The following is a 25,865-nucleotide window of genomic DNA, read 5'->3' on the forward strand; positions in this document are numbered from 1 at the left end:
GGCGCTGTTCACGCCTTCAACTCTTATCTTCGTCAGAGAAACTTATTTACGTTTCAAAAGATAAGCACTCTCATTGAGCCAAGGCACCTCTTTGGCAATGAACCTGGGATTATCGGCCAACACATCGGCTTGCTCCAGTAAAGTAATCTCAAACCACTGGCTCATATGCTGCCGGATCCATTCCTGGGTCACGCTAAATGGCGGCCCTTTGAGCATATCCTGAGGGTATTCCAGAGTGACCAACAGGCCACAACAACCACTTGGCAACAAGGAAGCCAGCTTGGCGGCATATTGCAAACGCATCTCCTCAGGCCAGGCGATTAGCGCTGCCCTATCGTAGAAGGCACCTACCGACGCCAATTGCTGAGCCTGCAATGCAAAGAGATCTCCCTGTAGCAAGGTCATCTGCTCACTGGAAAACGCCTGCAGTTCGCCAAAGGCTTTCTGTTGATACGCAAGGCGATTCTCTTCAAAGAACTGCCTTACCGCCAACTCGCTCAGTTCACAGCCAAGCAGATCATGGCCCATCTCTGCCAAATAACACATATCCAAAGTCTTGCCACAAAGTGGGACAAAAACCTGCTCATTGCCCCTAAGCGCGAGTGTGGACCAGTATTTTACCAAGAAGGGGTTAATATCCTGCTGGTGAAAACCTATCTGCTGTTTGTGCCAGCGTTCATGCCAGAATCCGGGTTCCATCTATCCATCCTGTTCATCAGAAAATCTTGATACTCTAGCGACTCGCGTAACGGATGCAAAGTCCGACAGGTGTAAAATAATAGGCTCAGGTAAAAGAATAGGCTCACAGTTTCAGACTGAAGACGCACCAACGCTCAGCTTGAGTAAATCGATGATAAGCCGAATTGGCTGCCCACTTTCCCCGACTCACTCAAGCTGTTCGCCATCAGGAACGCCGCCCCCTCGCAAAATAACCAAGATCATTTTGAGAGCTCTGAGGCCAATCAAAAAAGGCGCAAATAGAGTTTAAAAGTCCGAGAATGAATTCTCTCGCAGCGGGCTGGGTTTAAAGAATGAAAAGATTTTTTAAACAGTGAGTTAATTCACTTCCCTTTTATAAAGGCCATGCCAGAATAGCCGCCATATCCGAGTATTGTGTTGTTTCGGTGAAAATCATGTCCAGCTCTCTCAAGGGAAACGCTCTGGCGGCCTTCTCTTTCGTGCTTTGGGGAATATTACCCCTCTACTATCAATTGCTGCCGGATGCGGCCATCTTCGAGTTGCTGGCCTTCAGGGTCATCTGGTCTGTGCCCTTTATGCTGCTGGCCTTTGTCCTGCTGAGACGGCCGTTACCTGCCTTTGGCGCGCTGTGGCGTGATAAACGCTCATTGCTGCTGTGCTTTGCCGCCGGGCTTATCATGTGTATCTCCTGGGTCAGCTTCACCTGGGCCCTGACCCATGATCAGGTACTGGCGGCCAGCCTGGGATTCTTTATCAATCCTCTGTTTGCCATCGCTCTGGGGGTACTGTTCCTCGGCGACAAGCTGAGCAAGGCGCAACTGGCCGCCGTGGTGCTGGCCATTGCCGGTATTGGCTGGCAGGTATATCAATATGGCAACCTGCCATGGTTGTCTCTGGTGATGGGCAGCTTTTTTGCCCTCTACGGGCTGCTGAAAAAGTTTATCCGCTTTGACTCCTTCACTTCGGTCACACTGGAGGCACTGCTGCTGACGCCCTTTGCTTTGGGCTACCTCTGTTATCTGCTGGCCACAGAGCAAAGCGCCGCACTGGCTGGCGGCAGCGAAGGCATTATGCTCTATATCGGTTCGGCGCCCGTGACGCTAGCGCCGCTGATCCTATTCAGCCTGGCGCTGAGATACACGAGTCTGTCCATGGTGGGTTTGCTGCAATACATTGAGCCCAGCCTGCAATTTTTGCTGGCGGTGGTCATCTTTGGAGAGGTGTTTGACGAGGTGAAACTGGTGAGTTTCTCCCTCATCTGGGCCGGGCTGCTGCTGTGCTCGCTGGAGGCCTTGCCCGGCCTACGTCGCAGCTTAAAGCGGGTCTAACTTCCAGGCGCGGGTCATCTCGCGCTTGCCAAGGGCGCCGGGGTAAGCTTTGACCTGAAAACCGGCGGCCTTGAGATCTCGCTTGAACTGGCCATTGGCGCAGTAAGACACCAACAAGCCGCCCTGCTCCAGCAACCCATAACACTTTTTGAAGTTATCCAGCGCCCATACATCCGGCTGCTTGCTGGGGGCGAAGGCATCGTAATACACCAAGTTAAAGGGTTCGCCCTGCCATTCGAGCTGCTCCAGCTTGCCCTTGACCTTACGCAGCACAAAACCCGGCATGATTTCCACATCCTGATCCCAGGGGGCGGCGTGCAAGGCATCGAACAGCGGCGCATACCAGTCGGGCAGCATGCCCTTGTAGTTCAGTCCTTCAATCAGCTCGGCGGACAAGGGATAAGGCTCTATGGTGACATAGCGCACCGGCAGCGGCGCCAAGCCACTCTGCTGACGCGCCTTTGCCAGCTCCAGCACCTTACCCAGGGTCATGAGGGCATTGAGCCCGGTGCCGAAGCCCACTTCCAGAATCGCCAGATGGTCCAAGTCCTGCAACACCTGCTCGAGCCCGGCGTGGATAAACACATAACGGGATTCGGCCAACGCCCCCTTGTGGGAGTGGTAGGTCTCATTGAGCTCGGCATTAAATAGAGTATGTGACCCGTCTTCGGTCAGCTGCAGGCTTACGTGTTTCATCTCGACTCTTAATCATCTGTGCGGGGAAAGCCGGGGCGCTCGCCCCGGCGACAGGCAATTATCCCAGAAAGGCGATAACTGCCGCAAGCCAATTACCCTTGGCGCTCCAGCACCTGCTGCACCACGGCCTTGAGGGTGGCATAGTCGATATAACCAGGGATCACCTCATCACCTATGAGCAGAGTCGGCGTGCCGCCAAAGCCCAATTCAGAGAAGACTCTCACATTGGTATGCATCAACTCGTCGGCGCGGCCGCTGGGCTTGAGGTATTGTTCTGTGCCCGTGGCCTTGGCGACCTGCTGCAGTGAATTCCCTGTATGCATGCCATTTTTGGCCATCAAGAGTTCATGTACCCGGGGGAAATCCTTACGATCCTGCCGCCAAACCTCGAGGGCAAAGCCGCCGGAAGAAAGCTCAGTGCCCTGGGCCTTTATCTGCCTCAATGGCACAAACACATTGACCACCTGCAAGTTTGGGAACTCCTTTAAAAGCTTGGCAAATTCCAGCTCCATCCGCTTGCAGTAAGGGCAGTTGTAGTCGGTAAACACCACCAGCTGCAACTCGGGCTTGCTGCTGCCCATAGTCGGCATCTGCGGGTTGTTGAACAGCCAGTCCTTGTGCTTGGCCAGCGCTTGCTGCTGCAACTGTCGCTGCTCCACATAAGACTCTATACTGCCGAGCACGCCGGGAATGATCTCCGGATGCTTGACCAAAATGCTGCGGATCTGCCCCAGTTGCTGTTCCTCTTGTTGGCTCAACTTCTGCTCTGCCGCCTGTAAACTGCCGCTGGCCGCCAGCAGCCAGGCACTCAATACTATCCAATACTTCATCTTGTTATTCCTCAAATTAAATTCATTTTTGTCAGCCAGAGTCGCAGCCAGATCCCCGGCCAACTGGTGACTCCTGTGGTGCTGCTGCGGATTTCGCCCTGATAGATAAACAAAAGCGTCGGTGTCGCCGACACGCCAAGGGATCGCGCCAAGGCGCCGCTGGGGTCATTGACCACTTCAAAGCCGTAGCCCTTGTTTTGCAGGTACTGCTTGACCTGAGTGTTATTGCCCGACTGCAGCGCCACAGTCACCACCTGCTCACTGTCACTGAAACCATCTACAGTGCCGGACACCAAGGGGCAGACGCCACACCAGCTGGCCCAGTAGTACAGAATGACCGGGCGCTCCATACTCATGGCGGCAATATCCAGCTGACTGCCGGCCAAGCTCTGAACCGTTTGCAGCGGCAGGGTTTCCGGCATCTCGCGGCTGCGAAAGGCATCGAGGGCAACACTCACCACCAGAATGAATAGCCCATAGCCAAGCAGGGTCTTGAGCCATTGAAGCGCCTTGTGGGCTGGTTTATTTTCCTGGGTCATTGTCTGCTCTCCGCTTCGGCCAAGGCCGCCAATACTCCATCGCTGCTGAGGATTACCGGTAATGGGTTACCGGCGGGGGTTCCCGGGCCATAGACCTGATTGAAAGGCACCCCAAAGCGGCCATTGGCCTTAAGATAGGCGGTAATTTCCTCGCTAGGCTTGGTCCAGTCACCACGCATCAGCAGCACTCTGTCATCGCCAAGGGCATCATAGACAGGGTTTTGCAGCAGCACCCCCACCTTGTTGGCCTGACAGGTAATGCACCAGTCGGCCGTGACATCGACAAACACTGTCTTGCCCTCATCGACTGCCTGTTTGAGCTGCACCAAATTCAGCGGTTGCCAATGGTGATCCGAAGGCAAAGGGCTGACCCAGGCATCCCGGGTCAGATAACCAACCCCCAGCGCCAAGCTGGCAAACAGAAAACTGCCGCCAATGGCATACACCATTACCTGAGTGCCGTAACGCTTGCCCAGCAGTCCCAGTGTCAGCAACAACATCAAGGCGCCCAGCCCCAAGATAGCCGCAACGGAGAAGAAGCTTTGCAGCAGACTCAGCAGCCAGAGACAGGTTGCCAGCATCATCAGCGCGAACACAGGCTTGACCCAACTCATCCAGCGCCCGGGCTTGGGTAAACGCTGCGCCAACGCCGGCCACAACGCCAACATCAGCCAGGGCAAGGCCATTCCCAGCCCCATGGCGCTGAAAAGGGCAAACAGCATGGGATAGTCGGCGCCGAGGGCGAAGGCCACCGCAGTACCGAGAAACGGCGCGGTACATGGCGTAGCCAGCAGCGTGGCCAGCATCCCCTGCAATAGGTGGCCGAGGCGCGAATCATCACCGGCACCGGCCAGGCGGGTTTGCCACTTGGAAGGCAGATTGATTTCAAACATCCCCAGCAGGTTGAGGCCGAAGCCCCAGGTCAGCAACACCATAAAACCGATAAACCAGGGCTGCTGGAACTGTATCCCCCAGCCCAGCGACTGACCGGACAACTTCAGCAAGCTAAGACCGGCGGCAATCAACCAGAAGGACAGCAAAATACCCAGTGCCGAAGCCATAAAATGGCCGCGAACCTGACTGCGACTGCCCTGGCTGCTCATCATGACCCCGTGCACCTTCATACCCAGCACAGGCAATACGCAAGGCATGATGTTGAGAATAAGGCCACCGGCCAGCGCCATCAGAAACAGGCTCCACAGCGGCAGGCTTGGCTGCGGCTTGGCAACATGGCCTGTGGCGATGGCACCGCTCAGTTCGGCCGAAAGGTGTGTGTCGGCCAGATTGATCAGCAGCGGCTTGCCCTCCAGATCCGGCGTCCCCAGCCAGTGTTTGACCCCGAAAGTGGCGGTCAGCCGTTTGCCATCTGTCTGGATCTGCGGCCGGGAGAAGATTAGCTCGCTGACTGTCTCATCCTCGCCGAACAGAAACAGATCTGCCTGTTGCCAGGGGCTTGCGGCTTCTATAGCCAGTTGCAGCAACTGCTGCTTTTCATCCCAGACAATCGACTGCAATACCGCGCCGCCATTGCCCTGTGGCACCTTGGCCATCGCCTCGCCCCACTGGTGCAAAAAGCCATCATCGGCCTTAAGCCCGGCGGCCTGAGCGCTCAGCTCCACAGGGTAATCGGTCAACACACAGACATTGGTGCAGGAAGACAGGGTCAGGGTGCCCTTGAGCCGAAATGGCTGCCCGGGATCCTTGAGGCGAATAGTCAGTGGAAACAAGGTATCGCCCTTGTAACCCAGGGTTTCTATGCCCTGCAACACATAGCGCTGCGGCAAGGGCCAGTGCCAGTCGACCGCGGCAATGTTCTCCGAGGCGGACCAGTCCAGGGTCGGCGGGATCCCGCCTTCCCCCGGCGCACGCCAGTAGGTTTTCCAGTCGCCGCTCAGGGCCACATCGAGCAGGGCGTTGAGCTCACCGACTTGGTCGGCATCAACATCGGCCAGCGTCAGTTGCACCTTAACCGGAGGATGATCCGGGTGCTTGAGCCAGCCACTGCTCAGCGGCTCTGCCAATGCAACTTTGCTGAGCAGCATCAGACATACCGCGAAGGCATGCCATATTCTTTTTAAATACATGAAATTAGCTCCAAAACAAAACATCAGAACCCGGTGTTAACCGGCAAGAGTTCAGGATGTTTTCATTCCAGATACACGCACAACACTGAGTGTCGCCTTCGTTTGGAGACTATGGGGTGGGAGAGATAAACACTGAAAGGTCGGGTACTGCCGAGCCAGTTGAGCAACAGCAGAAACAGCAACAGGGCAGTGAGTCCCAGTTGCAGTACCACAGGTTGCAGGTTCAGCATATGGGAAGACAGATGACAGGGCTCTTCATTGAGCTGCGCCTTGCTCGCATCATTGGCGTGAGTCGGCGCAGTATCAACACCAAGTTGCGTCAGCTGATGTTGGGCCTTGAGCGGGCAGGAACCAAACAGCGAAAGCTGCTGACCAAAACAGAGCAGGATCACCAGCAGACTGATGATCAATGACACCAGCGCCCTGTCTTTGAGGGAAAAGCGGTTAACACCGAGTGAAAACCCCATGCTGCACTTTGCTCTGTATGGCCCAAGAATGCCGATAGGGTTCCATGATTGACGACAAAGGTCAATCCTGAAACCGCTGCTGCAACCAATCCTTGCTTGCCATCTGCGCCATTGGCAGGATAATTCCCCCACCAAGCCACAGTTTGCGACCCCAAGATGCAGCTTAAACCTCTTACCCAAGGCAGATACTCCCAGGAATGGCAATCAGACTACCCTCTAGTGGAGCGGGTATTGCTAAGTTGCGTCAGCGAGCAGCGCCGCTTTGCGCCGGGAGAGGCCTTAATGCAGCAGGGGCAGAAGCTGAATCAACTGGTACTGGTGCCCAGTGGCAAAATCGCCATGAGCTACAGCGCCCGCAACGGCCGCAACTTTCAACTCGGCACCCTGAAATGTGACTCGCAGCTATTCGGTGAAATGGAGTTTTTCACCCAAAACCCCTGCCAGTTGGACATTCTGGCACAAACCACCCTGACCTGTGGCATTATTCCCGCCGACAAGCTGCAACAAGCCTTGGGTGAGCACCCCAGGCTAGCGCTGTTTTTCGCCAGTGCCATCGCCATAGATTATCAGGACACTGTGGACATCTTCACCCGGCGAATGCTCTACCCCATCAGCTACAACATTGCCTACGACCTCTATCACCAGCAGCTGGATGACCTGCCGGTATCTGGGTTCAATAAGGGCTATCTGGAGGCTGAGCGTTTCGGCACCACCGCCAGAGTTTATCGCCGGGCGATACAATCGCTGGAAGATGCCGGATTGGTTCGGCGCAGCAAGGGCAAGCTGGAAATAATGGATCTCAAGGCGCTGCAGGATTTTGTCGAGCAAGGGGAGCTTTAGCTCCCCTATTCGTTGAAAAGAGATTCAGACTCAGGCCGCAGCCGCCTCGGCCTGACGCTTAAAGCCCAAATTGGACACCAGCAGCATCAGCAAGATCACCCCGTAGAGCACAGGAATAGCATACATGACGGTCTGCAAGCCCACTATCTTTTCCGCCATTGAGCTAATCGCCGGGCTGAACATGGCACCGGCACTGCCGCTGATCAGAATGAAGGACACATTGCGGCTACTGGCTTGTTTCACAAAGGAAACCCCATAGGCGATAAAGGCGTTATACAGCGCGGCGCAGACAAAGCCGTAGCCATAGGTCAGATACCCCAGGGTTTCCAGATCGCCACAGCTGACAATCCAGCTGGTGAGCAGCAGTGCCAACGAGATGATCATCAACAGGAAGTGGCGGATCTGCATCCGGGTCACTATCAGGGTTGAGATCAAGGCGCCCACCAACGCCGCCGACCAGTACTGGGTGATGATATTGCCCGCCTCTTCAAACGGGATCTCAAACTTCTGCTTCACAAACATAGGCGCCCAAGTGAGGAAGGTATAGAGCGCCAACATGCCCAGAAACAGCCCCAGACCGCCGCTGATAATACCGAAGTTCCACTCGGAGCGCTGAGCGGACTGCGCCTGTTCACCCTGGCCCTGCACCCGGCTAAATGAGGTGAAGGCCGCCAGTGCCAGGGTCAGCAAGGCCACCAGGCCTACTGCCAGATAGCTGTAACTCCAGGCCAGTGAGTGTGTCAGCGCATAAGTGGTGATCAGCGGAAACACCACCCCGGCCACGTTAAAGGTGGCATCCTGCACCACCAGCATGGTGGACTGGATTCGCTCCTGCCACAGGGACACCACCAGAGTACCGGCGATACACAAGCCGATGCCGCCGCACAAACCCACCAGCGTCATGGCCACCATGACCACTGTCAATGAGGAACCCAAATGCAGCGCCAGCGCCGACAGGAAGATAACGGCATAGCTCAGCAGTGTCATCGGCTTGATACCGACCTTTTCAATCAACAAAAAGGCCACAACAGTACCCGCCAGGGCGCCGCCGTTCAGCAGTGAGAAGATTGAAGCCACATCGTTGACATCGGCCCCGAAGCGGGTGGCTATCGGCTCTATCAACATACCAAACTGAGAGGCGAAACCCGCCATGATAAAGTTGGCCAGAAAACTGATGGCCGTCAGTGTGATTTTATTATTCATTTTTTATCATCCATCAACGTATTAGGGAAGGTGCGAATAAGTCCTCGTGGCCTTCTCTTTTGTAGAGAGTGGCTTGCACAGCAATTGGCGTTCAAGGCATCTGACTGAAGGCATGCCGGGGCATGTCGAAGTCAGATAACGCAGAGAGCCGGTTGCTGTGAAAGCCCCGAAGGGCGTGGCTTACAAGCCTGCCTGCTGTGTTGTGTTTCTTGCAAAGGACTAGGGCCATTTGCTGCGAACCACGCCTTACATCCAGGCCCGTAAGCCGACGCAGAGCACACATGGGACTTGTTTGCACCTTCCTTAGGCCACGGCCAGCGCCAGCGAGATCATCTGGTTAAATGACAGCTGGCGCTCTTCGGCACTGGTTTCTTCACCTGTGAGGCAGTGATCCGATACAGTCAGAATCGCCAAGGCCTCGATGCCGAACTGCTGCGCCAGGCCATAGAGACCAGCCACTTCCATATCTATCCCCAGAATGCCGAAGCGCTCCAGCGCCGGGATCAGATCTTCATCCGGGTCATAGTAGAGATCGCCGCTGAACACATTGCCCACTCTGACATTCAGCCCCTGGGCCTTGGCTTGTTCCCAGGCCTTGAGCAGCAGCGGGAAGCAGGCCGAAGTCGGCATATGATAACCTGCGCTGCGCTTGGCGTTGGTGACTGAATCTGTCCCCGCCGCCTGAGCCAGGATCACATCACGCATCTGCACCTGACGCTGGGTCGCCCCCAGGCTGCCCACCCGAATGATACGCTCAACCCCGAAGTCGTTGATCAGCTCATGACCATAAAGCACCATAGAGGGGATCCCCATGCCGTGGCCCATTACGGAAACCGGTTTACCCTGCCAACTGCCGGTATAACCCAGCATATTGCGCACCGAAGTCACCTCTCGGGCATCATCGAGAAAGTGCTCGGCAATGTATTTGGCCCGCAAAGGATCGCCGGGCATGATAACTGTCTTGGCAAAATCGCCTTTGGCGGCGTTGATATGTGCTGTCATAAGCTGTTCCTCGGATAAAAACTGGTCCGAGTCTACCGGCGAAGCCAAAAAAGCCTTGAGGACAAAAGTCCGCTTGCGGGGATTTGTTTACCAAAATGCCACACTCCTCTCAGCCAACTAAACGGCTATTTTAAGGCAGGCACAGAGCCGAGCCGGCACTATAAACTTTGCAAACGGCGCCAGCGCTGCTTTAGCTCCTTGTGATTACTGCGCACCAACTTCCAACGCTCACAAGCATTGAAACGGGCATAGTCGGCAATGGCCCTGGTAAGTTCGGCCAGCAATCGATCATCCAAAGGCCGATTGGCATACTCGGGCTCCAACACCAGGTTTTGCAACAGCAGGCATTGGCGCGGCCGGTCGGCCTTGACATCGACCCGGCCGATAAACTGCTGGCACCAGAGGATGGCCAGGCTGAAATAGCCGTAAACTCGCTTTTCCTGCGGCAGGTACACTTCCAGTTGATAGTCAAAGCCAAACCATTGCTTTAAGCGGTTACGTTGAATAACCAGGTTATCGAAGGGATTGAGCAGCCAGACCCGCTCCGGGATCATGGGCGCCGCACTCAGTTCTGCCGGGCAGAAATACTGCTGACCATCGACCTTAAATTGCTGCAGTTCACCGGCCTCCAGCCCCTGGGCCAACACCCGCTTGATAACCGGCCGCATGCCTTTACGCAGATAGGCAAACTGGACCTCTGAGCCAAAACCGTTGGCATTGAGAAAGCGGTTCACCAGATACCGGCCAAACTCCTCATCGTCGGGCACCCGGGTATCTATGCCCGGCGGGAGTACTCGCTCGGCCAAATCATAAACCTTTTGAAACTGCTCGCGCCGCAGCACCATTAACTCGCCGCGCATAAACAGCTGTTCCAGCGCCTTCTTGGCCGGTTTCCAGTCCCACCAACTGCCACGCTGATCACTTGGGTGTTCAAAATCACTCGCCTTGAGCGGCCCCTCGGCGCGCACTCTGGCAAGCACTTCCCGCATCAGGGGCTCGTCCGGTTCAAACCAGTGTTTATCCCCCTGGCGCAGTTGCTGTTTGCGCTGCAGGCTGTATCTGTAGTCACTCATAGGCAGGTAGGCCGCGGCGTGAGCCCAGTACTCGAACACCTCTTTAGCGGCCATAGCCTGTTGCAGCTGCTCGGGGTGATAACCGGGCAACCGATTGTGCAGCACATGGTGATGGGCCCGCTCGACCACATTGATGGAATCTATCTGCACATAACCCAGCTGACGGATCACGGCCGCCGCCGAGTTCGCCTGTTGCAACAAGCCCTGGCGCTGCAGGTTAAGCCTGAGCCATTCATCGATGGTCAATGGTCCATACAAGGGTGTATCCATGGTGCCTGGCTCCCGATAGCCTTGGTTTAGCGTGGCGCTATGATGACAGCTCAATGCCGCTGCCAATGCGAGTAATCAGTTTGCCCTTTTCATGACTTTCGATGCAAATTTGTACTCAAGCTCACAAAAAATACGCTTTTGCCAGGCACCAGAGTTGAATGGAAAGCCGGATTATGCGCATATAGCTGCAACCTTTATTAGAATCGACAATAACCAAGGTAAATTATGAGCTCACCTTCCTCTGCGCGTTGGCCGCGACAGATCCCTTTTATCATTGCCAGTGAAGCCTGCGAGCGTTTCAGTTTTTACGGTATGCGCAACATTCTGACCCCCTTCCTAATGACGGCTTTGCTGCTGTCGGTGCCGGAAGAACTGCGTCAGGGTGAAGCCAAAGATGTGTTCCACTCCTTTGTGATCGGGGTGTACTTCTTCCCTCTCTTGGGGGGCTGGTTGGCCGACCGTTTCTTCGGCAAATACCACACCATTTTATGGCTCAGCATAGTCTATGTGATTGGCCATGCCTTCCTGGCGATTTTCGAAACCAGCAAAACCGGCTTCTACTCGGGCCTGTTCCTGATAGCCCTGGGCTCGGGCGGCATCAAGCCGCTGGTGTCCTCTTTCATGGGCGATCAGTTCGATCAGAGCAATAAATCGTTGGCGCAAAAAGCCTTCGACATGTTCTATTTCACCATCAACTTCGGCTCCTTCTTCGCCTCGCTGTCGATGCCGCTGCTGCTGAAATTCTTCGGCCCTTCAGTGGCCTTCGGTATTCCTGGGGTACTGATGTTTATCGCCACGGTATTCTTCTGGGGTGGCCGTAAACGTTATGTCCACCAGCAACCCGAGCCCAAAGATCCACACGGCTTCCTGCCGGTGCTCAAGAGCGCCATCTTCACTCCTGTGCCCGGCAAGGCCAATACAGGTTTGCTGCTGAGTGCCATAGGCATACTGCTGGCGCTGTTTTCTCTCACCCAATACGACAGCCTGGGAGTGGTGACCGCCTTGTGTCTGGCAATGGTGCTCTTGATGGGCTTTGTCGGCATAGGCGCCTCCATGCAGCTGGAACGGGCCCGCAATCAACATCCACTAGAGGCGGTGGACGGTGTGCGCGCCGTATTCCGCATCTTAATCCTGTTTGCCTTGGTCACTCCCTTCTGGTCACTGTTCGATCAAAAGGCTTCCACCTGGATTTTACAGGCCAACGACATGGTCAAGCCGGATTGGTTTGAGCCGGCCATGATGCAAGCGCTTAACCCTCTGCTGGTTATGCTGCTGATCCCCTTCAATAACTTTGTGCTCTACCCCATGCTGGAGCGCAACGGCGTGCGTCTCAATGCCCTGCGTAAAATGGGCGCCGGTATCGCCTTCTCCGGCCTGTCTTGGATAGTAATAGGCAGCATTCAGCTGATGATGGATGGCGGCACCCCCATGTCCATCACCTGGCAAGTGCTACCTTATGCGCTGCTGACTTTCGGTGAAGTACTGGTTTCTGCCACCGGATTGGAGTTTGCCTACAGCCAGGCACCCAAGTCGATGAAAGGCAGCATCATGAGCTTCTGGACACTGTCGGTCACTGTGGGCAACCTCTGGGTGCTATTGGCCAACGCCAGCGTCAAGAGCGATGCCGTGACCAATCAGATTGCCGAAACCGGCCTGAGTGTCACCGCCTTCCAGATGTTCTTCTTCGCCGGCTTCGCCCTGCTGGCCGCCTTGGTGTTTGCGCTCTACGCCCGCTCTTACACCATGCAAGATCATTATCGGGCAGTGGAACCTCAACAGGCTTAAGGCGTTTGCCGCCAACCTGAGCGGCAAAACCTCGTTGATTCCCCCCCAAAGACCCAACGTGAGTTGGGTCTTTTTCATTGCTGATGAAAAAACCGGCGGAAACCAAGTTATTCCCTCCCCCGATAGCGGCGCCGCCAAGAACAACTTTTTACACAGACAATCCTGTGCCTGGGAAATAGGCGTACATCTGCAGCTAAATACGACACCGTTGGAGGAAGAATTGCACCGACTTCCCCCTCGGTGTCGCCGAAAGCCGTTGGCGCAAATAACGTGGCTGAGGCATGGATGCCGAAGCAGCGACAGTCGAATCAGGGATGAGCGTCTGAAGCGGTAGTGATTTGCGCCATTAGGCCGAGGGGCTTTCGACACCGTGCGGGGCGGCAGGGGAGATCCAAGAGGGGATTGCTGTTGATCCCCGCTTGGTCGGGTGTGGGACGGCGAGTGTCGCGTAGCGACATGCTTACGAGCGAGAGCCAGGGATGGCGAGCTGGCCGTTATGCATGGATGCATTTGCTCCACGACTTTAGGCCGCTGGCACAGCGGCTATCATGGCTTTAAGCCAAAACTCACCAATGAACTTGGTCTTAGCTGCCAACTAAGTTGCAGCCCATCACCTGCGGTGCGCTCTCGCACAGGCGATCCTGTGACACGGCGAGAGTTGCGCAGCAACGTGCTTTCGAGCGCGAGTCATGGATGACGAGCTGGCCGTTAAACAGGGAAGTTATTCGAGTACATCCTTGTAAGCTCTGCCTCGCCATCCCTGGCTCGGAAGGTCACAGTTCCGCCTGTGCCTGGAATTAGGCGTATGCCTGTGGGTCTATCTGCAATTTCAAGCAACGCTATCATTACAGAATTGCACCGCTACCCCTCCGGAGCCGCCGCGGGCGTTGTTGCAAATTGGCGTAGCCGAGACAGGGATGTCGAGGCTCGAAGGTCGAGCAGGGCGAATGTTGCTAGGCAACAAGTTTATGAGCGCGAGCCAAGGAAGGCGAGCTGGCCGTTATGCATGGATGCATTTGGCGAGTCCTGAGTGTAGCCAATTTGCTTTATAAGCCAGCGGGGATTTCGGCTACGTCGGGGTGTCCTTGGGGATGCAAGGGGCTTTGGACAAGCAAAGCCCCTTGCCCGGAGTGGTTTGGCGAGAGTTGCGTAGCAACGTGCTTTCGAGCGAGAGCCAAGGATGGCGAACTGGCCCTTATGCATGGAGGCATTTACACCGCGACTTTAGGCCGCTGGCACAGCGGCTATCATAGCTTCCAGCTAAAAGTTACTAATTAGTATTGGCAGGGCCTCCGGCGACGGATGTTTCTCATTGCCTGCCGCAGGCTTATGCACAGGCGATCCTGTGACTCGCTGCGAGAACATCCCTGGCTCAGAAGGTCACAGTTCCACCTGTGCCTGGGAAATAGGCGTATGTCTGTAGGTATATAAACAATTTCAAGCAGCGCTATGATTGCAGAATTACACCTACTTCCCCCTCGGTGTCGCCGAAAGCCGTTGGCGCAAATAACGTGACCGAAACATGAATGCCGAATCAGCGCCCAAGCTCCCTGGGTACAACCTCATTAGTCTCTATCGCGAACAGAGTTTTGCTCCAGTAAACAAAGCCTCCCCGTGGCAAAAGGTTGTGACTGAGGTAAAATAGCTCATCTTTTGTCGGCGGCATCTCATACTTGTATGACTCCACAGCGGATCTACCTCTTAAGCACAGCCTTTTTTGCTGCTTGCTGCTGCCCCGCCGCCGGCTCGCATTCTCCCGGAAACAGGCAGATAACAATAACCCCGCCTGCCGGACTTAGCCTTAAACCCTACACCCAGAGGAATACTCGTCATGAGTCTTGCTGATTCCGTTCTAGCCATAAACAATGATCTGCCTATCCGCACCGACAAGCCGGTTCACAGCGGAAAAGTGCGCAGTGTCTACTGGTTGACCGAGGCCGACAGCGCCAGATTGATCCGCGAAAAGGGCTATGATGTGCCCGCCGATACTCCGCTGGCGATCATGGTGATCTCGGATCGTATCTCCGCCTTCGATTGCATCTTCCACGGCGAAGAGGGCCTCAAAGGGATCCCGGGCAAAGGGGCGGCACTCAACGCCATCTCCAACCACTGGTTCAGCCTGTTCAAGGAAAAGGGGCTGGCCGACAGCCATATTCTCGACATTCCCCATCCTTTTGTTTGGATAGTGCAAAAGGCTCGCCCGATAAAGGTGGAAGCCATTATTCGCCGCTATATTACCGGCTCCATGTGGCGCGCCTATCAAAAGGGTGAGCGGGTATTTTGCGGCATCACGCTGCCGGAAGGATTACAAAAGGATCAGCAGTTACCCGAGTTACTGATCACCCCATCGACCAAGGGGATACTCAAGGGGATCCCAGGGGTACCGGAGCAGGATGATGTCAACATCAGCCGCGCAGATATCGAAGCTAACTTCGAGGCCTTCGGCTTTGAAAAGCCTGAAGATATCGATCTGTACGAAAAGCTGCTCAAACAGGGATTCGAAGTCATTTCCGAGGCGCTGGCACAGCAAGATCAGATCTTTGTCGATACCAAGTTCGAATTTGGCTATGTCACTGACAAACAAGGCCAATCCAAGCTTATCTATATGGATGAAGTGGGAACCCCAGACTCTTCACGTATTTGGGATGGCAGCGCCTACCGTGACGGCAAGATCCTCGAGAACTCCAAAGAAGGTTTCCGTCAGTTCCTGCTCAACCACTTCCCGGATCCGGATATCCTGTTGAACAAGGACAGAATGCCGGAACGTGAAGCCCTGGCCCGCGACAACGACCTGCCACTGGAGGCCATGATGAATGTCTCGCGTACCTACACAGGTATTGCCGAGAAAGTCACCGGAGCCAAGATTACTCTCTCGGATAATCCCAAGGCAGAAATTATCCGGGTACTCAAGGAACAATACGACCTGGTGAACTAAGGCATTCTGCCGCGGCTGCGACTCAGGCCTAATCCCATTAAGCATAAAGCCCCGACAGGGGCTTTATTTGTTCAATGATTGGAATTTTAGCCGAATCGGCTCCCGCGAATATCTCCCCTGAACGCCAAATTTGTACCTGGCCAAGACTGGCTTAAACTTAAAGAAGTGGCCAAGGCCGAGTAAAAGGAGATGCATCATGCGTACCCGACAAATCCTCTGTCCGGTCGACTTCTCTGAAGAATCCGAACACGCCCTGGAATATGCCATAGAGTTGGCGGCGCTCTATAAAGTAAAACTGAGGCTGCTGCATGTGATAAGCAAAGCCTATGGCGAAGACATTACCACTCTCCCCCATCACGAAGAGAACTTCGGCATAGTGGCCTTGACCCAAGCGCAGCTGCAACAACATATGCAGGCCTATGCTTCGGAAAAAATCCAAGCTCTGTTGCAACAGTTGCATCCAAAGCAGCAGCTCGAGGTGCTTATCCGCCGCGGCAGCGCTGCCGGCCAAGTCCTCGAAGAGGCCGAGAGCACCAATGTCGGCATGATAGTGATCGGCTGCCATCAACGCACTGCGCTGGCCCATTGGCTGCTGCCCAGTGTCGCCGAGGAGATTATCAACAAGGCCAAGTGCCCTGTGATGGTAGTGAAGTAGTCTTATCGGCTCAGAGCTTCACTTCACTGTAGGTAGTCCAGGCCAGTAAATTACCCATCTGCGGCACTATCCAAACCGCTGTTTTGTGATCCTGATAGACCCGGAAGTAGTAGATCTCCTCATCACGGATATCGTCTTTACGGATCTCGCGGTAGAAGTGCATCGCTGAGTCACTGACATTGTCCGGCTTGATGAGCTCTTTCTGGTTCACTTTCACCTGGAACACATCCACCAAGGTGCCGGAGATCTCGGTGCGGTACTGGTGAAAATGGCCCCGTAGTTGATACTTTATCGGTGTGGTGATGCAATCCTGATCGGTAACACAGGCCGATGAATAAAACTGCCCCGAGTCTTTACTGTCGTAAACCAGCGATAGGCTGAGATCGGTACGCACCAAGAGTTCACCGGCAACCGGGAAATAGATATCCGCATGGTAGTTGTGCTCCACCAACTCGGCATTGTCTACCGCTGGCGGCAGAATAATACGATTGTAGCGGATCCGTCGCTCCATCTCCTTACTCAGGGGCACAAACTCCTTCATGCTGAGACCGGCAGGTTTGGGATCTATGGCGGTGATATTGATGATACCATCGCCGTCACAGCCGGTTTCATCAGCGCTGGGACAGATGGCAAAAGAATAATTACGGCCATCCGAGGCGGCATAAGCGCTGAAATGCTTCAATCCGGGGATAAGATTTCCCTCAGGCGCCAGATGCTTTTGCCACATGGAAGGATGCAGTTGCTTGGCCTCATCACTGTAAAACAACTGCGCCGAGGCCAGCGTGCCCCCTACATTCAAGGGCAACTGCTTGTCGGCCCGCCAATGGCTCACCTGCTTGACCATCTGATGATAATCGCTGTAATACCAGAAGAAGCCCACCAGCCCCAACAGCAATAAAATCCCCAGGAGTTTTATTTTCAGAGACACACTCACCAAGGCAGTGCGGATGGCTTCACCATCTGAGATAGCCAGCATATGCACATGGGACTGCTCGGAAATATTTAGCTGATAGCCACGGCGAGCAACCGTCTTGAGTTGAATTTCGGGATAGGGTTCCAGCTTCTTTCTAAGAATACTAATGCACTGAGTCAGTGAGGTCAGCGCCACCACCCGCTCCGGCCACCCTACGGAAAGCAATTCTTCTTTTCCGAATACGGTTCCCGGGGCCGACAACAGGTGAGACAATACCTGAGCCTCAGAAAACGACAGGACGATTTCTGAACCATCGCGTTGATCCAGCAAGTGTTTTGCCTTGGTATCCAACGCCAAATAGGGAGTCAGCTGTTGCATTGTCACTCCGAAAAGTCACTCCATAAAATTTGACAGCTCCCGTTAATGGAAGCTTTAGGATAGACTATGAGTTTAACCTGAGTGCAACAGATAGAATGTGACAGCTATATCAATTAACAATTTGTTTTTGTTAAACAAAAAATATCTAATACAGCAGACTCCAATAGCAAATTTACAGTGGCCGACGTTGAAAACTGTAGCGGCACAGCCAAGATAACAACAACAGCCAGCCAAAGAGTATTCCCAGCAACCAAGGCCAGGTCGGTCCCCCTATGACCAAGCCCAAAAAACTTTGATTGAGCAAGCGAAACACACTGGCCGGATTCAGCAGCATCAGCCATTGCAGGCTCTCCTGACCAAGGTTATCGGCCGCCACCACAGCCAATACCAGCAAAGCCAAATCATAGAGCAGCACCAACAGCAACCAAAGCAGCATCAGCAGCGCCAGCGCCTGAGCCTTCTGCTTAACCTGCATACTGATCCAATAGCCTAAAAGCATAAACACCAACCCCAGTAACCAAGCGCTGGCCAGTAAGAGGGCAAGGGCCGCGGGCAACTCTACGGTACGGTATTCCTGAGCCAGCAGCGGCAGCAGCCCCAGAGGCAAGCCAAACCCCAGCAGCAAAGCCAGCAACAGGGCGCCGCCCTGTCCCATCAGCTTGCCGGCCAGCCACTGACTACGGCTCAAAGGGTAAGTCAGCAGTAATAACAGGGTGCCTGCTTCGGCCTCCCCCACCACGGCATCGAAACTCAATAGCAGCGCCAGCAGTGGCACCAGAAAGACACTCAAGGTTAAAAGAGAGTTGAACAACTGCGGCAACGCCTGCCAACGAAATTCACCGCCTAAGGCCCCGGCACCGAAAATAACCGCAGCCGCCAACAGGGCAAACAAACAGCAAGCCGTTTGCAACCAGCGACTCCGCAGACAATCTTTGAACTCTTTGGCGGCAACGATAAATAACGGGTTGGAGCGCTTGAACTTGAGCGCTTCATTTTCTCTGACCAATTGCATCAGGCGGCCTCCCCGAATCTTTTAGGCGCGACATTCCGACGATTTGAGTCAGACGGTGCCATAAAATGATGAAACAGTTCACCGAGCGAGGCCGGAGGCAACTGAAAGTCAAAGCAGCGGTATTGCTCCGTCAGTACGGCTATCGCCTCCGGCACGCTGGCCTTAGCCAGTTTCAACCGGCCAGCGGAAAAACTCGGCCCCAGCACAGGATCGCCACTGAGTTCCAGCCGAGATGGCAACAGGATCTCCTGTGGTAAGTCAGCCTCTTGCCTCAGGTTATCCAGGCTTCCCAGCGCCCGCATCCGGCCATTTGCCAGCATGAGCGCCAAGTCAAGATGCGGCTCAACCAAAGCCAGTTCATGGGTGCAAACCACTATGGTGCAGCCCCGCTGTTTCAGCGCCGCCAATTGGGCATACATAAGCGCCGAGGCCGAGGGGTCCAGACCCACTGTCGGTTCATCGAGCAACAGTAATCTGGGGCGGCTCAGTAGCGCCTGCGCCAACCCAAGTCGCTGTCTCTGGCCCTTGGAACACTGTCCTAACCTGCGTTTCACCAAACCATCCAGTTCAAACTCGACCAACAGCTCTTTGACTCTGTCTGCTCCTATGCCTTTGAGCCCGGCGAAATAATTCAGCAGTTCGCCCAAGGGCATATTGTCATAGAAACTGACGTTCTCCGGCAGATACCCCACCTGCATTGGGCTTTCACCGGCAGCCTTACCGAGAATCTTCAGCTCGCCACCGGCGGGTTTCAGTAGCCCCAGCAGCAGTTTGATCAGGGTCGATTTGCCGGCACCATTGTGACCCAGCAGCGCCAGCAACTTGCCCTGGGGCAGCTGCAAACTGATATTCTCCAGCACAGGCCTGTCGCCACGGACATAGGCCAATTGCCGACAATCAATGCTGGGCATAGCGCTTCTCCTCATCACTCAGTTGCGAATTGGTTGTTATTTCTTGCTTCGTCTGAATATCAATGGGCTGCAGCAAAGGAAAACTGTCACGAATGCCGATATCCTCGGCCAATGCCAACTGGCGCTGCAGCCAGCGCAGCAAGAGCACCACAGGGCTGTCCATCAACCATCTGGCCTCTGGGTAGATCCAAAACAGCCTGTCCAGGGCATCGTTGGGCAGATAGGGAGTATCACCTATGCCATCACCATCGAGATCCCAGCCCTGATAGCTGCTCCAATAGTTGCCCTGTCCCTGAAGACTCCACTCCTGCGATTTACTGCCGACATAACGTACCTGAGTCAGATTGTTTTCTATGTTGTTGCGCCACAGGCTATTACCTTCACCGCCCAGCGCGACACTAATGCCGGTATCGCTGTCACTGAAATAGTTATGACTGATACGGTTGTCGGCGGCGCCATAGATAAACAGCCCCTTGCCTTCACTGGCGATGGAGGGGTCGCCTTTGGGGTTGTGAATAGTCGTCACCCGGTTATGATGCACCTCACTCTGCTGGGTCACATTGAGCAAGATACCAAAATCGATTGCGGCGCTGACTTGATTATGTTCCAGGGTGATCCCCTTGGAACTCATCAACGCATAACCTCCCAGTAACCATTTGGCACTGTTATTCCAGGCGCTGTCATTGCGGGTATACATATAGTGAATACCATATTGCTGGCGGCTGAATTGATTGTGGCTGACCCGGCTGGCGTCGACGTTTTCCAGATAGATACCGTCGCGCACCGACGCTATCTGATTGTGGTGCAGTTCCGGGGCCTCAACATACTTGAGAAAGATGCCGTCACCTCTGTCCAGCATATAACGCTTGTCGTCTCCATTTATGCGGCAGTTTTCCACTACCGGGTGTTTAAGCTGCTCGCCATGAATGCCAAAACCAGGCCCCGACAGTTCAAGCTGCAGCAAGAGGACATCATCGGCGCCCGGCAACAGACGCACCCCGGAATCATGTTCATAGAGATCGCTGCCCCAGTTACGTATTTCAAGCCCCTGCAAGCGCACACCTGCAGCCTTGATGGTCACGGCGCTGCCTTTACCACCGGCATCAATTATGGTGCCGGGCTCGCCGACAATAGCGATCGCCTTATCGATTATCAGCGGCCCCTGATATTCAGCGGCAGAGAGAGTCAGTACCTCGCCTTCACTCAGTGCATCTACACGTGCCTGCAGCGGGTTTTGGCTGCCAAGGCAGCCAAACGAGAGCAACATTAGGGCCAGCAGGGTGCGTAACATCAACCTCAGTTGGCTCCTTCCAGCAGTTCCAGGGTGATCTCCTCATAGGCCAGTACCCTACCCCCCCAGGCCTCGGCAAAGGCCTGCGCCGCTTCCTTGGTTGAAAATGGTGCAACCGCCGGTCCCATCACTCCCTTCTTGCTGGTGCCATAGACATACCAAGCTGTGGTGGCATCGATAAAGGCGTTGTCATCCGGCTGTTCCCAGTCGGTAGTGCCCATGTCATGGACAAACATAGCCTTGATTCGGCGCTGGTTTTCCGGTTGCAACGCAAAGCTGAACATGTCACGGCTGGAGCAGAACTTGGGCACGGCATCACTGTCTTTGAGCATAAGTTGCCCCTTGGGCCCAGGGTATTTGGTGATCATCATGCCGCACATATGGCACTTGTCATGCTGTTCCAGATGCTGTGCGTGAATGTCCTGATTGTGGCTCTGCGCCGGAGAGCATCCGGACAGCCCCATTAACAGGATGGGAATAGCGATAGCCAAAAGTGTCTTTTTCATCTTTCTCTCCAATCAATAGATTCAACACCTCGCCGGGGCCTTGCAGGGACAACCCATTAAGCGAGGGTTGAAAAAAATCATTCGAGTCGGCTGCGGGCGTTGGCAATGGCATATTGCAACGCCTCACGATCCAACTGCTGATTATTACTGTCGAGCAGCAGCTGCCAATGGCCTATAGCCTCGGCATATCTTTGGTTAAGGAAGGCATCATTGGCCAGCAACAGCCGGGTGCCAGGATCGGCGTTATCCAGCGCCAGGGCCTGTTCGACCCATTCTTGAGATTCCGGTAGCCACTGGCGTTGATCTCGGTAATAGGCGGCTTCGGCCAACTGCCCCAGTAAGGCGGCGCTCTTGCCCTGAAGCTGCAACTGCTGCTTCAAGGTGGCCACCGCATCCAGATACATGCCACCGCGCACATAGGCCTGGGCCAGCTGTTGTATCAGGTCGCTGTCTTGTGGCGCATCGGCACTGGCGCGTCTGAGCCGGACAATCTCGGCGGCCAGCAGATAGTCTATGCTGTCGTCGGCCTCGGCCAACTGCCAATCCTGGTAACGGCCGGTATAGGAGTAAGTCCCAAGACTCAGACCTATGATCAGCAGCGGCAGCAAGCTCCAGTGCCATAGAGCCGGTACGACCCTGTCTCCGCGGCAGGTTTGCCACTGATAAAGGGCAAACAGACTCATAAATGCCAGACTCAGCAGGGCCAGTCCCAACCAGAGCGGGTTAGCCATAACGCCTCCTGTCAACCGTGTCCAGGCATTGGGTGCTTACTGTCTTTACCCGGCTTTTCGACCTTGACCAACTCGACTTCAAACACCAGAGTGGCCTGCGGCGGGATCACCCCGGGTGCCTGCTCGCCATAGGCCAGCTTGGCAGGGATAACGAAGCGGAACTTGGAGCCTTCAGGCATTAGTCTCAGGCCCTCTTCCCAGCCAGGGATCACTGTCATCAGCGCAAAACGGCCTGCGGCCTTATTGGTACTGCTGTCCTCAAATACTGTGCCGTCGATAAGCTTGCCGACATAGTTGACTGTCACCACATCTTCAGGATTGGGCTTCTTGCCCTTGCCCATGCTCAGCACTTCGTACTGCAGGCCACTGTCGGTAACCTTAACGCCGGACTTTTTCTTGTTCTCGGCCAGGAAAGCTTCGCCGGCCTTGAGGTTGTCCTCAGCCAGTTTATCGAAACGGGCCTCTCTTTCTTCATTGAGGGCGATGGCTCTTTGGTTGAGCAGATCCAGTATCTGTTCATCTGTCAGTTGCTGCTTGTCTTTAAGAGCATCGGTAAAGCCGGTAATCAGCAGCTCCATATTGACTTCGGCGCCCAGCTCCAACTGTTGGTAAACCTGGCCCGAAATATAGTTGCCCACTGAGGCACCCAGAGCGTAGGAGGTCTTGTCTGTCTCTGTCTTCAAGTCGGCCGCCAGCGCGGGCAAGCTCAGACAAAGAGAGAGGGAAATCGTAGTAGCAAGTTTTTGTAATTTCATGGTTTTCATCCTGCAATTTCTAAATTCAATGCCCAAATAATTTATTCTCAAGGACGCTCTATCGGTCGTCCCGAGATACGCCAGCCATAGATACCATCCGGCATCTGCCTGACATCGGTATAACCCAGTTTCATCACCTCTCTGGCGGCCACATTACTGGCAGTACAGAGGCGGTTGGCACAGTAAAACACCATGGTGGTGTCCTTGTTTTCCGGCAACAAAGTTTTCCAGTTATTGACGTTGAAGTAGATGGCGCCGGGAATGAAACCATCACCCCATATCTCCAGGGTGTTGACGTCATAGAAGATCACCCCTGGCTGGCTGAGCAGCATCTCGGCCTCACGCATGGAGATCTGGTTGAGTACCTCTTCGTGGTAGGGAGCCGGAACCAGATCTCCGCCACCGCCGGCCAGCACAGTCGGTGCCGCAACCATAAATGCCAGTGGCAGCAGGGACTGTTTCAGCACCTGTTTCAATGAGAGTCGAACTCGCATCTTTATCCTCCATTAAGGGCTCCGGACAAGCGCCCGGAGCCACTATTACCCGTTACAGCGAAGCTGTCTTGGTGCCCTTGCCATCGGCAATGGCTTCAGCCTGAGTCACGTAAGTAACTGCTGCATCCATACGTTTGCGGGCGTAGCGAGGAGCGTGAACGCCCCAGGAACCATCTTTACGTACGAATTCAACAATGTCGCGAGCCTTGTCGGTCAGCAGCAGAACTTGTGTCTTGTCTTCGATAGACAGCTTGTTCTTGGCAACTTTGCGATCGATTCGCTTGAGCGCATCTTCCACTTTAGCCAGGCTGTCTTTGACAGGAGTCTGCCACTTCATGACCTTGCCATAGATCTCTTTCTGATCCTTGAAGTGCAGGCCCTTGCTCAGCTCGGACTGGAACTGGCTGTGGCAACCCTTACGCTCAACCACATCGTGGTCAGAGATAGAGGTACGGGCACAGGTCCACATCAGGTCGAGATAGCCATGACCATTCTCATCCTGAGCCACGGTCCAACCTTTGGTGGTAGACTTACGAGGTTGACCTTCAGGTGGATTCAACGTCTTGCGATCCGGGCTGACATCAATCTTCCACAGGTGAGACTTACGCACTGCGTCGAAACCGGCCATATCCGGGTATTGAATCGCGGTGAAGTTTTCACAGCTACCCATGTTCGGCATGTGACAGCTGGTACAGCTGTTCTTGGCGTGAGTGCTGGTGTTGGCAGCCATTTCGGCCTGAACCTGGTGACAATCAACACAATCTTTCTTGATTGCAGGCTTGGTATAACCGGATTTCCAGTCGTTACCTGTTACTTCGTGTGGATCGTGACAGGTAGAACAGCGCATGCCCTTGTCATAGTGAGAAGACATGAACATCTGTGAACCTTCGGTACCACAAGATGGACAAGAAGACTTCATCTTGACGTTGAAAGCATATTCCAGCTTTTCTTTGCCTTTTTCAGTCTCGGCCAGCTCGTCGATATAGTTGAAACGCTGGTGACAACGTTCACAGTTGGAAGGCATGCCGCCGCCGTTACCACCGTCCAGGTGACCACCGGCGCCGTGACACTCTTCACAAGCAATACCGCGGCTGATGGTGTGTTCCTGCAGCTTCTTGGGATCGCCAAGAGCATCCAGGTATTCCTGCTTGTTCTTGAAGTCAAACTTGAAGCTGTGGCAAACCTCGCAGTAAGAACTGGCAGGCTGGAACAGGAACTCTTTCTTGTACTTGGCACCGTAGGAGGTCATGCCCCACTGGTGAGAACCACTGGCGCCGAAGTCTTCCATCTTGGTGGGGAAGTCAGGGATAACCTTTTGGATCTTCTTGGCCATTTCCGGAGTCAACCATTCGGCCCAACCACGGGAAAACTGGTTACCACCGGCAACCATGGTACCTGTACCGTCTTTCAGCAGACCGCCTTCAATATGGTAGGAACCACGCACCAGGAAGCTATCGATATAGCCATACTTGGTTCTCGGCGTACCCACAGTGGCGTAGATAGCATCCGGAGTGATACCGTCCGGTAATATGGAAGCATCAGAACCATAAAGCTTTTTCTTTAAGTCATTATCCACTTCCGGATGTTCACCGGGGAAACGTATGGTCTTGGCGTGACGGGAGCGCTGCCACTTCTCATACTGCACCGCGTGACACTCACCGCACTTCTCAGGGCCAACAAACTTATTGGGGAAGTCGAGAATAGACTTGGCCGCCAAACGATATTGCACCGCAGAGGGACGTCCCACCCGCTTGCTGTACTTCTGGCCATTACCTTGATCCATGTATTCTTCACCGCGGTCACTGACCTTATACATACCAATGAGGCGGCCTTCTTCCTGATACTTGAACACAGGGTGATTCTGGAACAGATAATCGAACAGTTCTTTTTCCTGAACGATATAATCCTGCAGTGTCTTGACGCCGTTTACCTTTTCCATGCCGTTGGGATTAGCGATCACTTTTTGTGCCGACTCTCCCATCTGCTTATTGCCGTGACCTGGTTTATCTGCCGCGAGCGCACCAGCCCCGCTGACGGCAGTTAAACAAAACAACATACTGAGTGTTGTCCTTTGTTGCCATCGTCTCATCATATACTCCTGAATTTGTCGTCGGTTATTTCACAAACGAACTTGTTATTGCCGGCTTGACCGGTCACGACTCATTCTTCATATGTGCAAGGACAAAAATCTGCGCCAGAGCACAGCCCGCCCCAGCTTGAGAACTCAAGAAAGCAACACCTTATATTTTCCTTTTAAAACAGTAGCTTTAATATTTAACAGTAAAATTATTCAGTTCTTTTTTTGAGCGTTTTATTTCTCAAAAAACCTCAAAACCCCTGCTGAAAATTGAAAAATGCCGCGCTGGCAAATACAGGCAAATAAAGGCGTGACAGATCACAGAGCCAAAGGAGTAATAACCCTAGTCTCAGTGCCATAGATCCATTTCCGGGAAATCCCGGCATAACAA

General features: G+C 54.3%; 23 protein-coding genes. 5 read left to right on the forward strand and 18 right to left on the reverse strand.

Going from position 1 to position 25,865, the window contains the following annotated elements:
* Positions 1-42 precede the first annotated feature (42 nt).
* The gene (locus WKR14_RS17730) at positions 43-699 is read right to left on the reverse strand and encodes a thiopurine S-methyltransferase (protein WP_165565663.1); all 657 of its coding nucleotides are present in this window, start codon (positions 697-699) and stop codon (positions 43-45) included.
* Between the two features lie 434 nt (positions 700-1,133).
* On the opposite strand from WKR14_RS17730, the gene rarD reads away from it, so the two are divergent.
* Positions 1,134-2,027 carry an EamA family transporter RarD gene (gene rarD / locus WKR14_RS17735; protein WP_339087068.1) on the forward strand — a complete coding sequence of 298 codons (894 nt, stop codon included), beginning with the start codon at positions 1,134-1,136 and terminating at the stop codon, positions 2,025-2,027.
* Here rarD and mnmD read toward each other — a convergent pair.
* From mnmD to WKR14_RS17760, 5 genes are all read right to left on the reverse strand, one after another.
* Positions 2,013-2,723: a tRNA (5-methylaminomethyl-2-thiouridine)(34)-methyltransferase MnmD gene (mnmD, locus tag WKR14_RS17740; protein WP_226564970.1), complete on the reverse strand. Its 711-nt coding sequence runs from the start codon at positions 2,721-2,723 to the stop codon at positions 2,013-2,015. The genes rarD and mnmD overlap by 15 nt on opposite strands.
* Before the next feature lie 92 nt (positions 2,724-2,815).
* A complete protein-coding gene (locus WKR14_RS17745; protein WP_165565665.1) occupies positions 2,816-3,553 on the reverse strand; it encodes a DsbA family protein in 738 nt (245 codons plus the stop codon).
* A gap of 11 nt (positions 3,554-3,564) precedes the next feature.
* Entirely contained in the window at positions 3,565-4,092 is a 528-nt protein-coding gene (locus WKR14_RS17750; RefSeq protein ID WP_339087069.1) for a protein disulfide oxidoreductase, read from the reverse strand.
* Complete coding sequence (locus WKR14_RS17755) at positions 4,089-6,134, reverse strand: protein-disulfide reductase DsbD family protein (protein ID WP_339087070.1); 2,046 nt, start codon at positions 6,132-6,134, stop codon at positions 4,089-4,091. The genes WKR14_RS17750 and WKR14_RS17755 overlap by 4 nt, the downstream gene beginning before the upstream one ends.
* Positions 6,135-6,238: 104 nt before the next feature.
* Positions 6,239-6,643 carry a hypothetical protein gene (locus tag WKR14_RS17760; protein ID WP_101056618.1) on the reverse strand — a complete coding sequence of 135 codons (405 nt, stop codon included), beginning with the start codon at positions 6,641-6,643 and terminating at the stop codon, positions 6,239-6,241.
* Positions 6,644-6,799: 156 nt separating this feature from the next.
* Between WKR14_RS17760 and WKR14_RS17765 the strand changes: the two genes are divergently transcribed.
* Positions 6,800-7,483 (forward strand): Crp/Fnr family transcriptional regulator, encoded by a 684-nt coding sequence (locus tag WKR14_RS17765; RefSeq protein WP_101056619.1) that lies wholly within the window; start codon positions 6,800-6,802, stop codon positions 7,481-7,483.
* Positions 7,484-7,513: 30 nt separating this feature from the next.
* On the opposite strand, the gene tsgA is transcribed toward WKR14_RS17765, so the two are convergent.
* The 3 genes from tsgA to WKR14_RS17780 all read right to left on the reverse strand — a co-directional run bounded on the left by tsgA (position 7,514) and on the right by WKR14_RS17780 (position 11,019).
* Positions 7,514-8,686, reverse strand: a complete 1,173-nt coding sequence (tsgA, locus tag WKR14_RS17770; protein WP_248952160.1) for an MFS transporter TsgA — start codon at positions 8,684-8,686, stop codon at positions 7,514-7,516.
* 303 nt (positions 8,687-8,989) lie between these two features.
* Positions 8,990-9,688: a purine-nucleoside phosphorylase gene (deoD, locus tag WKR14_RS17775; RefSeq protein WP_101056621.1), complete on the reverse strand. Its 699-nt coding sequence runs from the start codon at positions 9,686-9,688 to the stop codon at positions 8,990-8,992.
* A 158-nt stretch (positions 9,689-9,846) separates the two neighbouring features.
* Complete coding sequence (locus tag WKR14_RS17780; RefSeq protein WP_411911887.1) at positions 9,847-11,019, reverse strand: winged helix-turn-helix domain-containing protein; 1,173 nt, start codon at positions 11,017-11,019, stop codon at positions 9,847-9,849.
* Positions 11,020-11,256: 237 nt separating this feature from the next.
* Between WKR14_RS17780 and WKR14_RS17785 the strand changes: the two genes are divergently transcribed.
* From WKR14_RS17785 to WKR14_RS17795, 3 genes are all read left to right on the forward strand, one after another.
* Complete coding sequence (locus WKR14_RS17785; protein WP_101056623.1) at positions 11,257-12,816, forward strand: oligopeptide:H+ symporter; 1,560 nt, start codon at positions 11,257-11,259, stop codon at positions 12,814-12,816.
* 1,831 nt (positions 12,817-14,647) lie between these two features.
* Complete coding sequence (locus WKR14_RS17790) at positions 14,648-15,751, forward strand: phosphoribosylaminoimidazolesuccinocarboxamide synthase (protein WP_219014411.1); 1,104 nt, start codon at positions 14,648-14,650, stop codon at positions 15,749-15,751.
* 196 nt (positions 15,752-15,947) lie between these two features.
* A complete protein-coding gene (locus WKR14_RS17795) occupies positions 15,948-16,406 on the forward strand; it encodes a universal stress protein (protein ID WP_144133927.1) in 459 nt (152 codons plus the stop codon).
* Positions 16,407-16,416: 10 nt separating this feature from the next.
* Here the strand turns inward: WKR14_RS17795 and WKR14_RS17800 are convergent, their stop codons facing one another.
* The 9 genes from WKR14_RS17800 to WKR14_RS17840 form a co-directional block, all read right to left on the reverse strand.
* Positions 16,417-17,697, reverse strand: coding sequence for a winged helix-turn-helix domain-containing protein (locus WKR14_RS17800; RefSeq protein WP_101057561.1), 1,281 nt, complete (start codon positions 17,695-17,697; stop codon positions 16,417-16,419).
* A 172-nt stretch (positions 17,698-17,869) separates the two neighbouring features.
* Positions 17,870-18,709 carry an ABC transporter permease subunit gene (locus WKR14_RS17805; RefSeq protein WP_101057559.1) on the reverse strand — a complete coding sequence of 280 codons (840 nt, stop codon included), beginning with the start codon at positions 18,707-18,709 and terminating at the stop codon, positions 17,870-17,872.
* Positions 18,709-19,620, reverse strand: coding sequence for an ATP-binding cassette domain-containing protein (locus WKR14_RS17810; RefSeq protein ID WP_101057557.1), 912 nt, complete (start codon positions 19,618-19,620; stop codon positions 18,709-18,711). The genes WKR14_RS17805 and WKR14_RS17810 overlap by 1 nt, the downstream gene beginning before the upstream one ends.
* A complete protein-coding gene (gene nosD / locus WKR14_RS17815; protein ID WP_248952202.1) occupies positions 19,607-20,911 on the reverse strand; it encodes a nitrous oxide reductase family maturation protein NosD in 1,305 nt (434 codons plus the stop codon). The genes WKR14_RS17810 and nosD overlap by 14 nt, the downstream gene beginning before the upstream one ends.
* Before the next feature lie 5 nt (positions 20,912-20,916).
* The gene (locus tag WKR14_RS17820) at positions 20,917-21,417 is read right to left on the reverse strand and encodes a nitrous oxide reductase accessory protein NosL (protein ID WP_101057553.1); all 501 of its coding nucleotides are present in this window, start codon (positions 21,415-21,417) and stop codon (positions 20,917-20,919) included.
* 77 nt (positions 21,418-21,494) lie between these two features.
* Positions 21,495-22,148 carry a nitrite reductase gene (locus WKR14_RS17825; protein WP_101057551.1) on the reverse strand — a complete coding sequence of 218 codons (654 nt, stop codon included), beginning with the start codon at positions 22,146-22,148 and terminating at the stop codon, positions 21,495-21,497.
* An 11-nt stretch (positions 22,149-22,159) separates the two neighbouring features.
* The gene (locus WKR14_RS17830) at positions 22,160-22,912 is read right to left on the reverse strand and encodes an FKBP-type peptidyl-prolyl cis-trans isomerase (protein WP_101057549.1); all 753 of its coding nucleotides are present in this window, start codon (positions 22,910-22,912) and stop codon (positions 22,160-22,162) included.
* Between the two features lie 38 nt (positions 22,913-22,950).
* The gene (locus WKR14_RS17835) at positions 22,951-23,337 is read right to left on the reverse strand and encodes a rhodanese-like domain-containing protein (RefSeq protein ID WP_224868116.1); all 387 of its coding nucleotides are present in this window, start codon (positions 23,335-23,337) and stop codon (positions 22,951-22,953) included.
* A 112-nt stretch (positions 23,338-23,449) separates the two neighbouring features.
* Positions 23,450-25,486, reverse strand: coding sequence for a multiheme c-type cytochrome (locus WKR14_RS17840; protein WP_165565674.1), 2,037 nt, complete (start codon positions 25,484-25,486; stop codon positions 23,450-23,452).
* Between the last annotated feature and the right edge of the window lie 379 nt (positions 25,487-25,865).

This window comes from Shewanella chilikensis, from assembly GCF_037953065.1.
Classification (GTDB): domain Bacteria; phylum Pseudomonadota; class Gammaproteobacteria; order Enterobacterales; family Shewanellaceae; genus Shewanella; species Shewanella chilikensis.

Bases quoted from the DNA above. Each gene is read 5' to 3' on its own strand.
- WKR14_RS17730 (WP_165565663.1), bottom strand. From the start codon at position 699: ATGGAACCCGGATTCTGGCATGAACGCTGGCACAAACAGCAGATAGGT.
- rarD (WP_339087068.1), top strand. From the start codon at position 1,134: ATGTCCAGCTCTCTCAAGGGAAACGCTCTGGCGGCCTTCTCTTTCGTG.
- mnmD (WP_226564970.1), bottom strand. From the start codon at position 2,723: ATGAAACACGTAAGCCTGCAGCTGACCGAAGACGGGTCACATACTCTA.
- WKR14_RS17745 (WP_165565665.1), bottom strand. From the start codon at position 3,553: ATGAAGTATTGGATAGTATTGAGTGCCTGGCTGCTGGCGGCCAGCGGC.
- WKR14_RS17750 (WP_339087069.1), bottom strand. From the start codon at position 4,092: ATGACCCAGGAAAATAAACCAGCCCACAAGGCGCTTCAATGGCTCAAG.
- WKR14_RS17755 (WP_339087070.1), bottom strand. From the start codon at position 6,134: ATGCTGCTCAGCAAAGTTGCATTGGCAGAGCCGCTGAGCAGTGGCTGG.
- WKR14_RS17760 (WP_101056618.1), bottom strand. From the start codon at position 6,643: ATGGGGTTTTCACTCGGTGTTAACCGCTTTTCCCTCAAAGACAGGGCG.
- WKR14_RS17765 (WP_101056619.1), top strand. From the start codon at position 6,800: ATGCAGCTTAAACCTCTTACCCAAGGCAGATACTCCCAGGAATGGCAA.
- tsgA (WP_248952160.1), bottom strand. From the start codon at position 8,686: ATGAATAATAAAATCACACTGACGGCCATCAGTTTTCTGGCCAACTTT.
- deoD (WP_101056621.1), bottom strand. From the start codon at position 9,688: ATGACAGCACATATCAACGCCGCCAAAGGCGATTTTGCCAAGACAGTT.
- WKR14_RS17785 (WP_101056623.1), top strand. From the start codon at position 11,257: ATGAGCTCACCTTCCTCTGCGCGTTGGCCGCGACAGATCCCTTTTATC.
- WKR14_RS17790 (WP_219014411.1), top strand. From the start codon at position 14,648: ATGAGTCTTGCTGATTCCGTTCTAGCCATAAACAATGATCTGCCTATC.
- WKR14_RS17795 (WP_144133927.1), top strand. From the start codon at position 15,948: ATGCGTACCCGACAAATCCTCTGTCCGGTCGACTTCTCTGAAGAATCC.
- WKR14_RS17800 (WP_101057561.1), bottom strand. From the start codon at position 17,697: ATGCAACAGCTGACTCCCTATTTGGCGTTGGATACCAAGGCAAAACAC.
- WKR14_RS17805 (WP_101057559.1), bottom strand. From the start codon at position 18,709: ATGCAATTGGTCAGAGAAAATGAAGCGCTCAAGTTCAAGCGCTCCAAC.
- WKR14_RS17810 (WP_101057557.1), bottom strand. From the start codon at position 19,620: ATGCCCAGCATTGATTGTCGGCAATTGGCCTATGTCCGTGGCGACAGG.
- nosD (WP_248952202.1), bottom strand. From the start codon at position 20,911: ATGTTACGCACCCTGCTGGCCCTAATGTTGCTCTCGTTTGGCTGCCTT.
- WKR14_RS17820 (WP_101057553.1), bottom strand. From the start codon at position 21,417: ATGAAAAAGACACTTTTGGCTATCGCTATTCCCATCCTGTTAATGGGG.
- WKR14_RS17825 (WP_101057551.1), bottom strand. From the start codon at position 22,148: ATGGCTAACCCGCTCTGGTTGGGACTGGCCCTGCTGAGTCTGGCATTT.
- WKR14_RS17830 (WP_101057549.1), bottom strand. From the start codon at position 22,912: ATGAAAACCATGAAATTACAAAAACTTGCTACTACGATTTCCCTCTCT.
- WKR14_RS17835 (WP_224868116.1), bottom strand. From the start codon at position 23,337: ATGGTTGCGGCACCGACTGTGCTGGCCGGCGGTGGCGGAGATCTGGTT.
- WKR14_RS17840 (WP_165565674.1), bottom strand. From the start codon at position 25,486: ATGAGACGATGGCAACAAAGGACAACACTCAGTATGTTGTTTTGTTTA.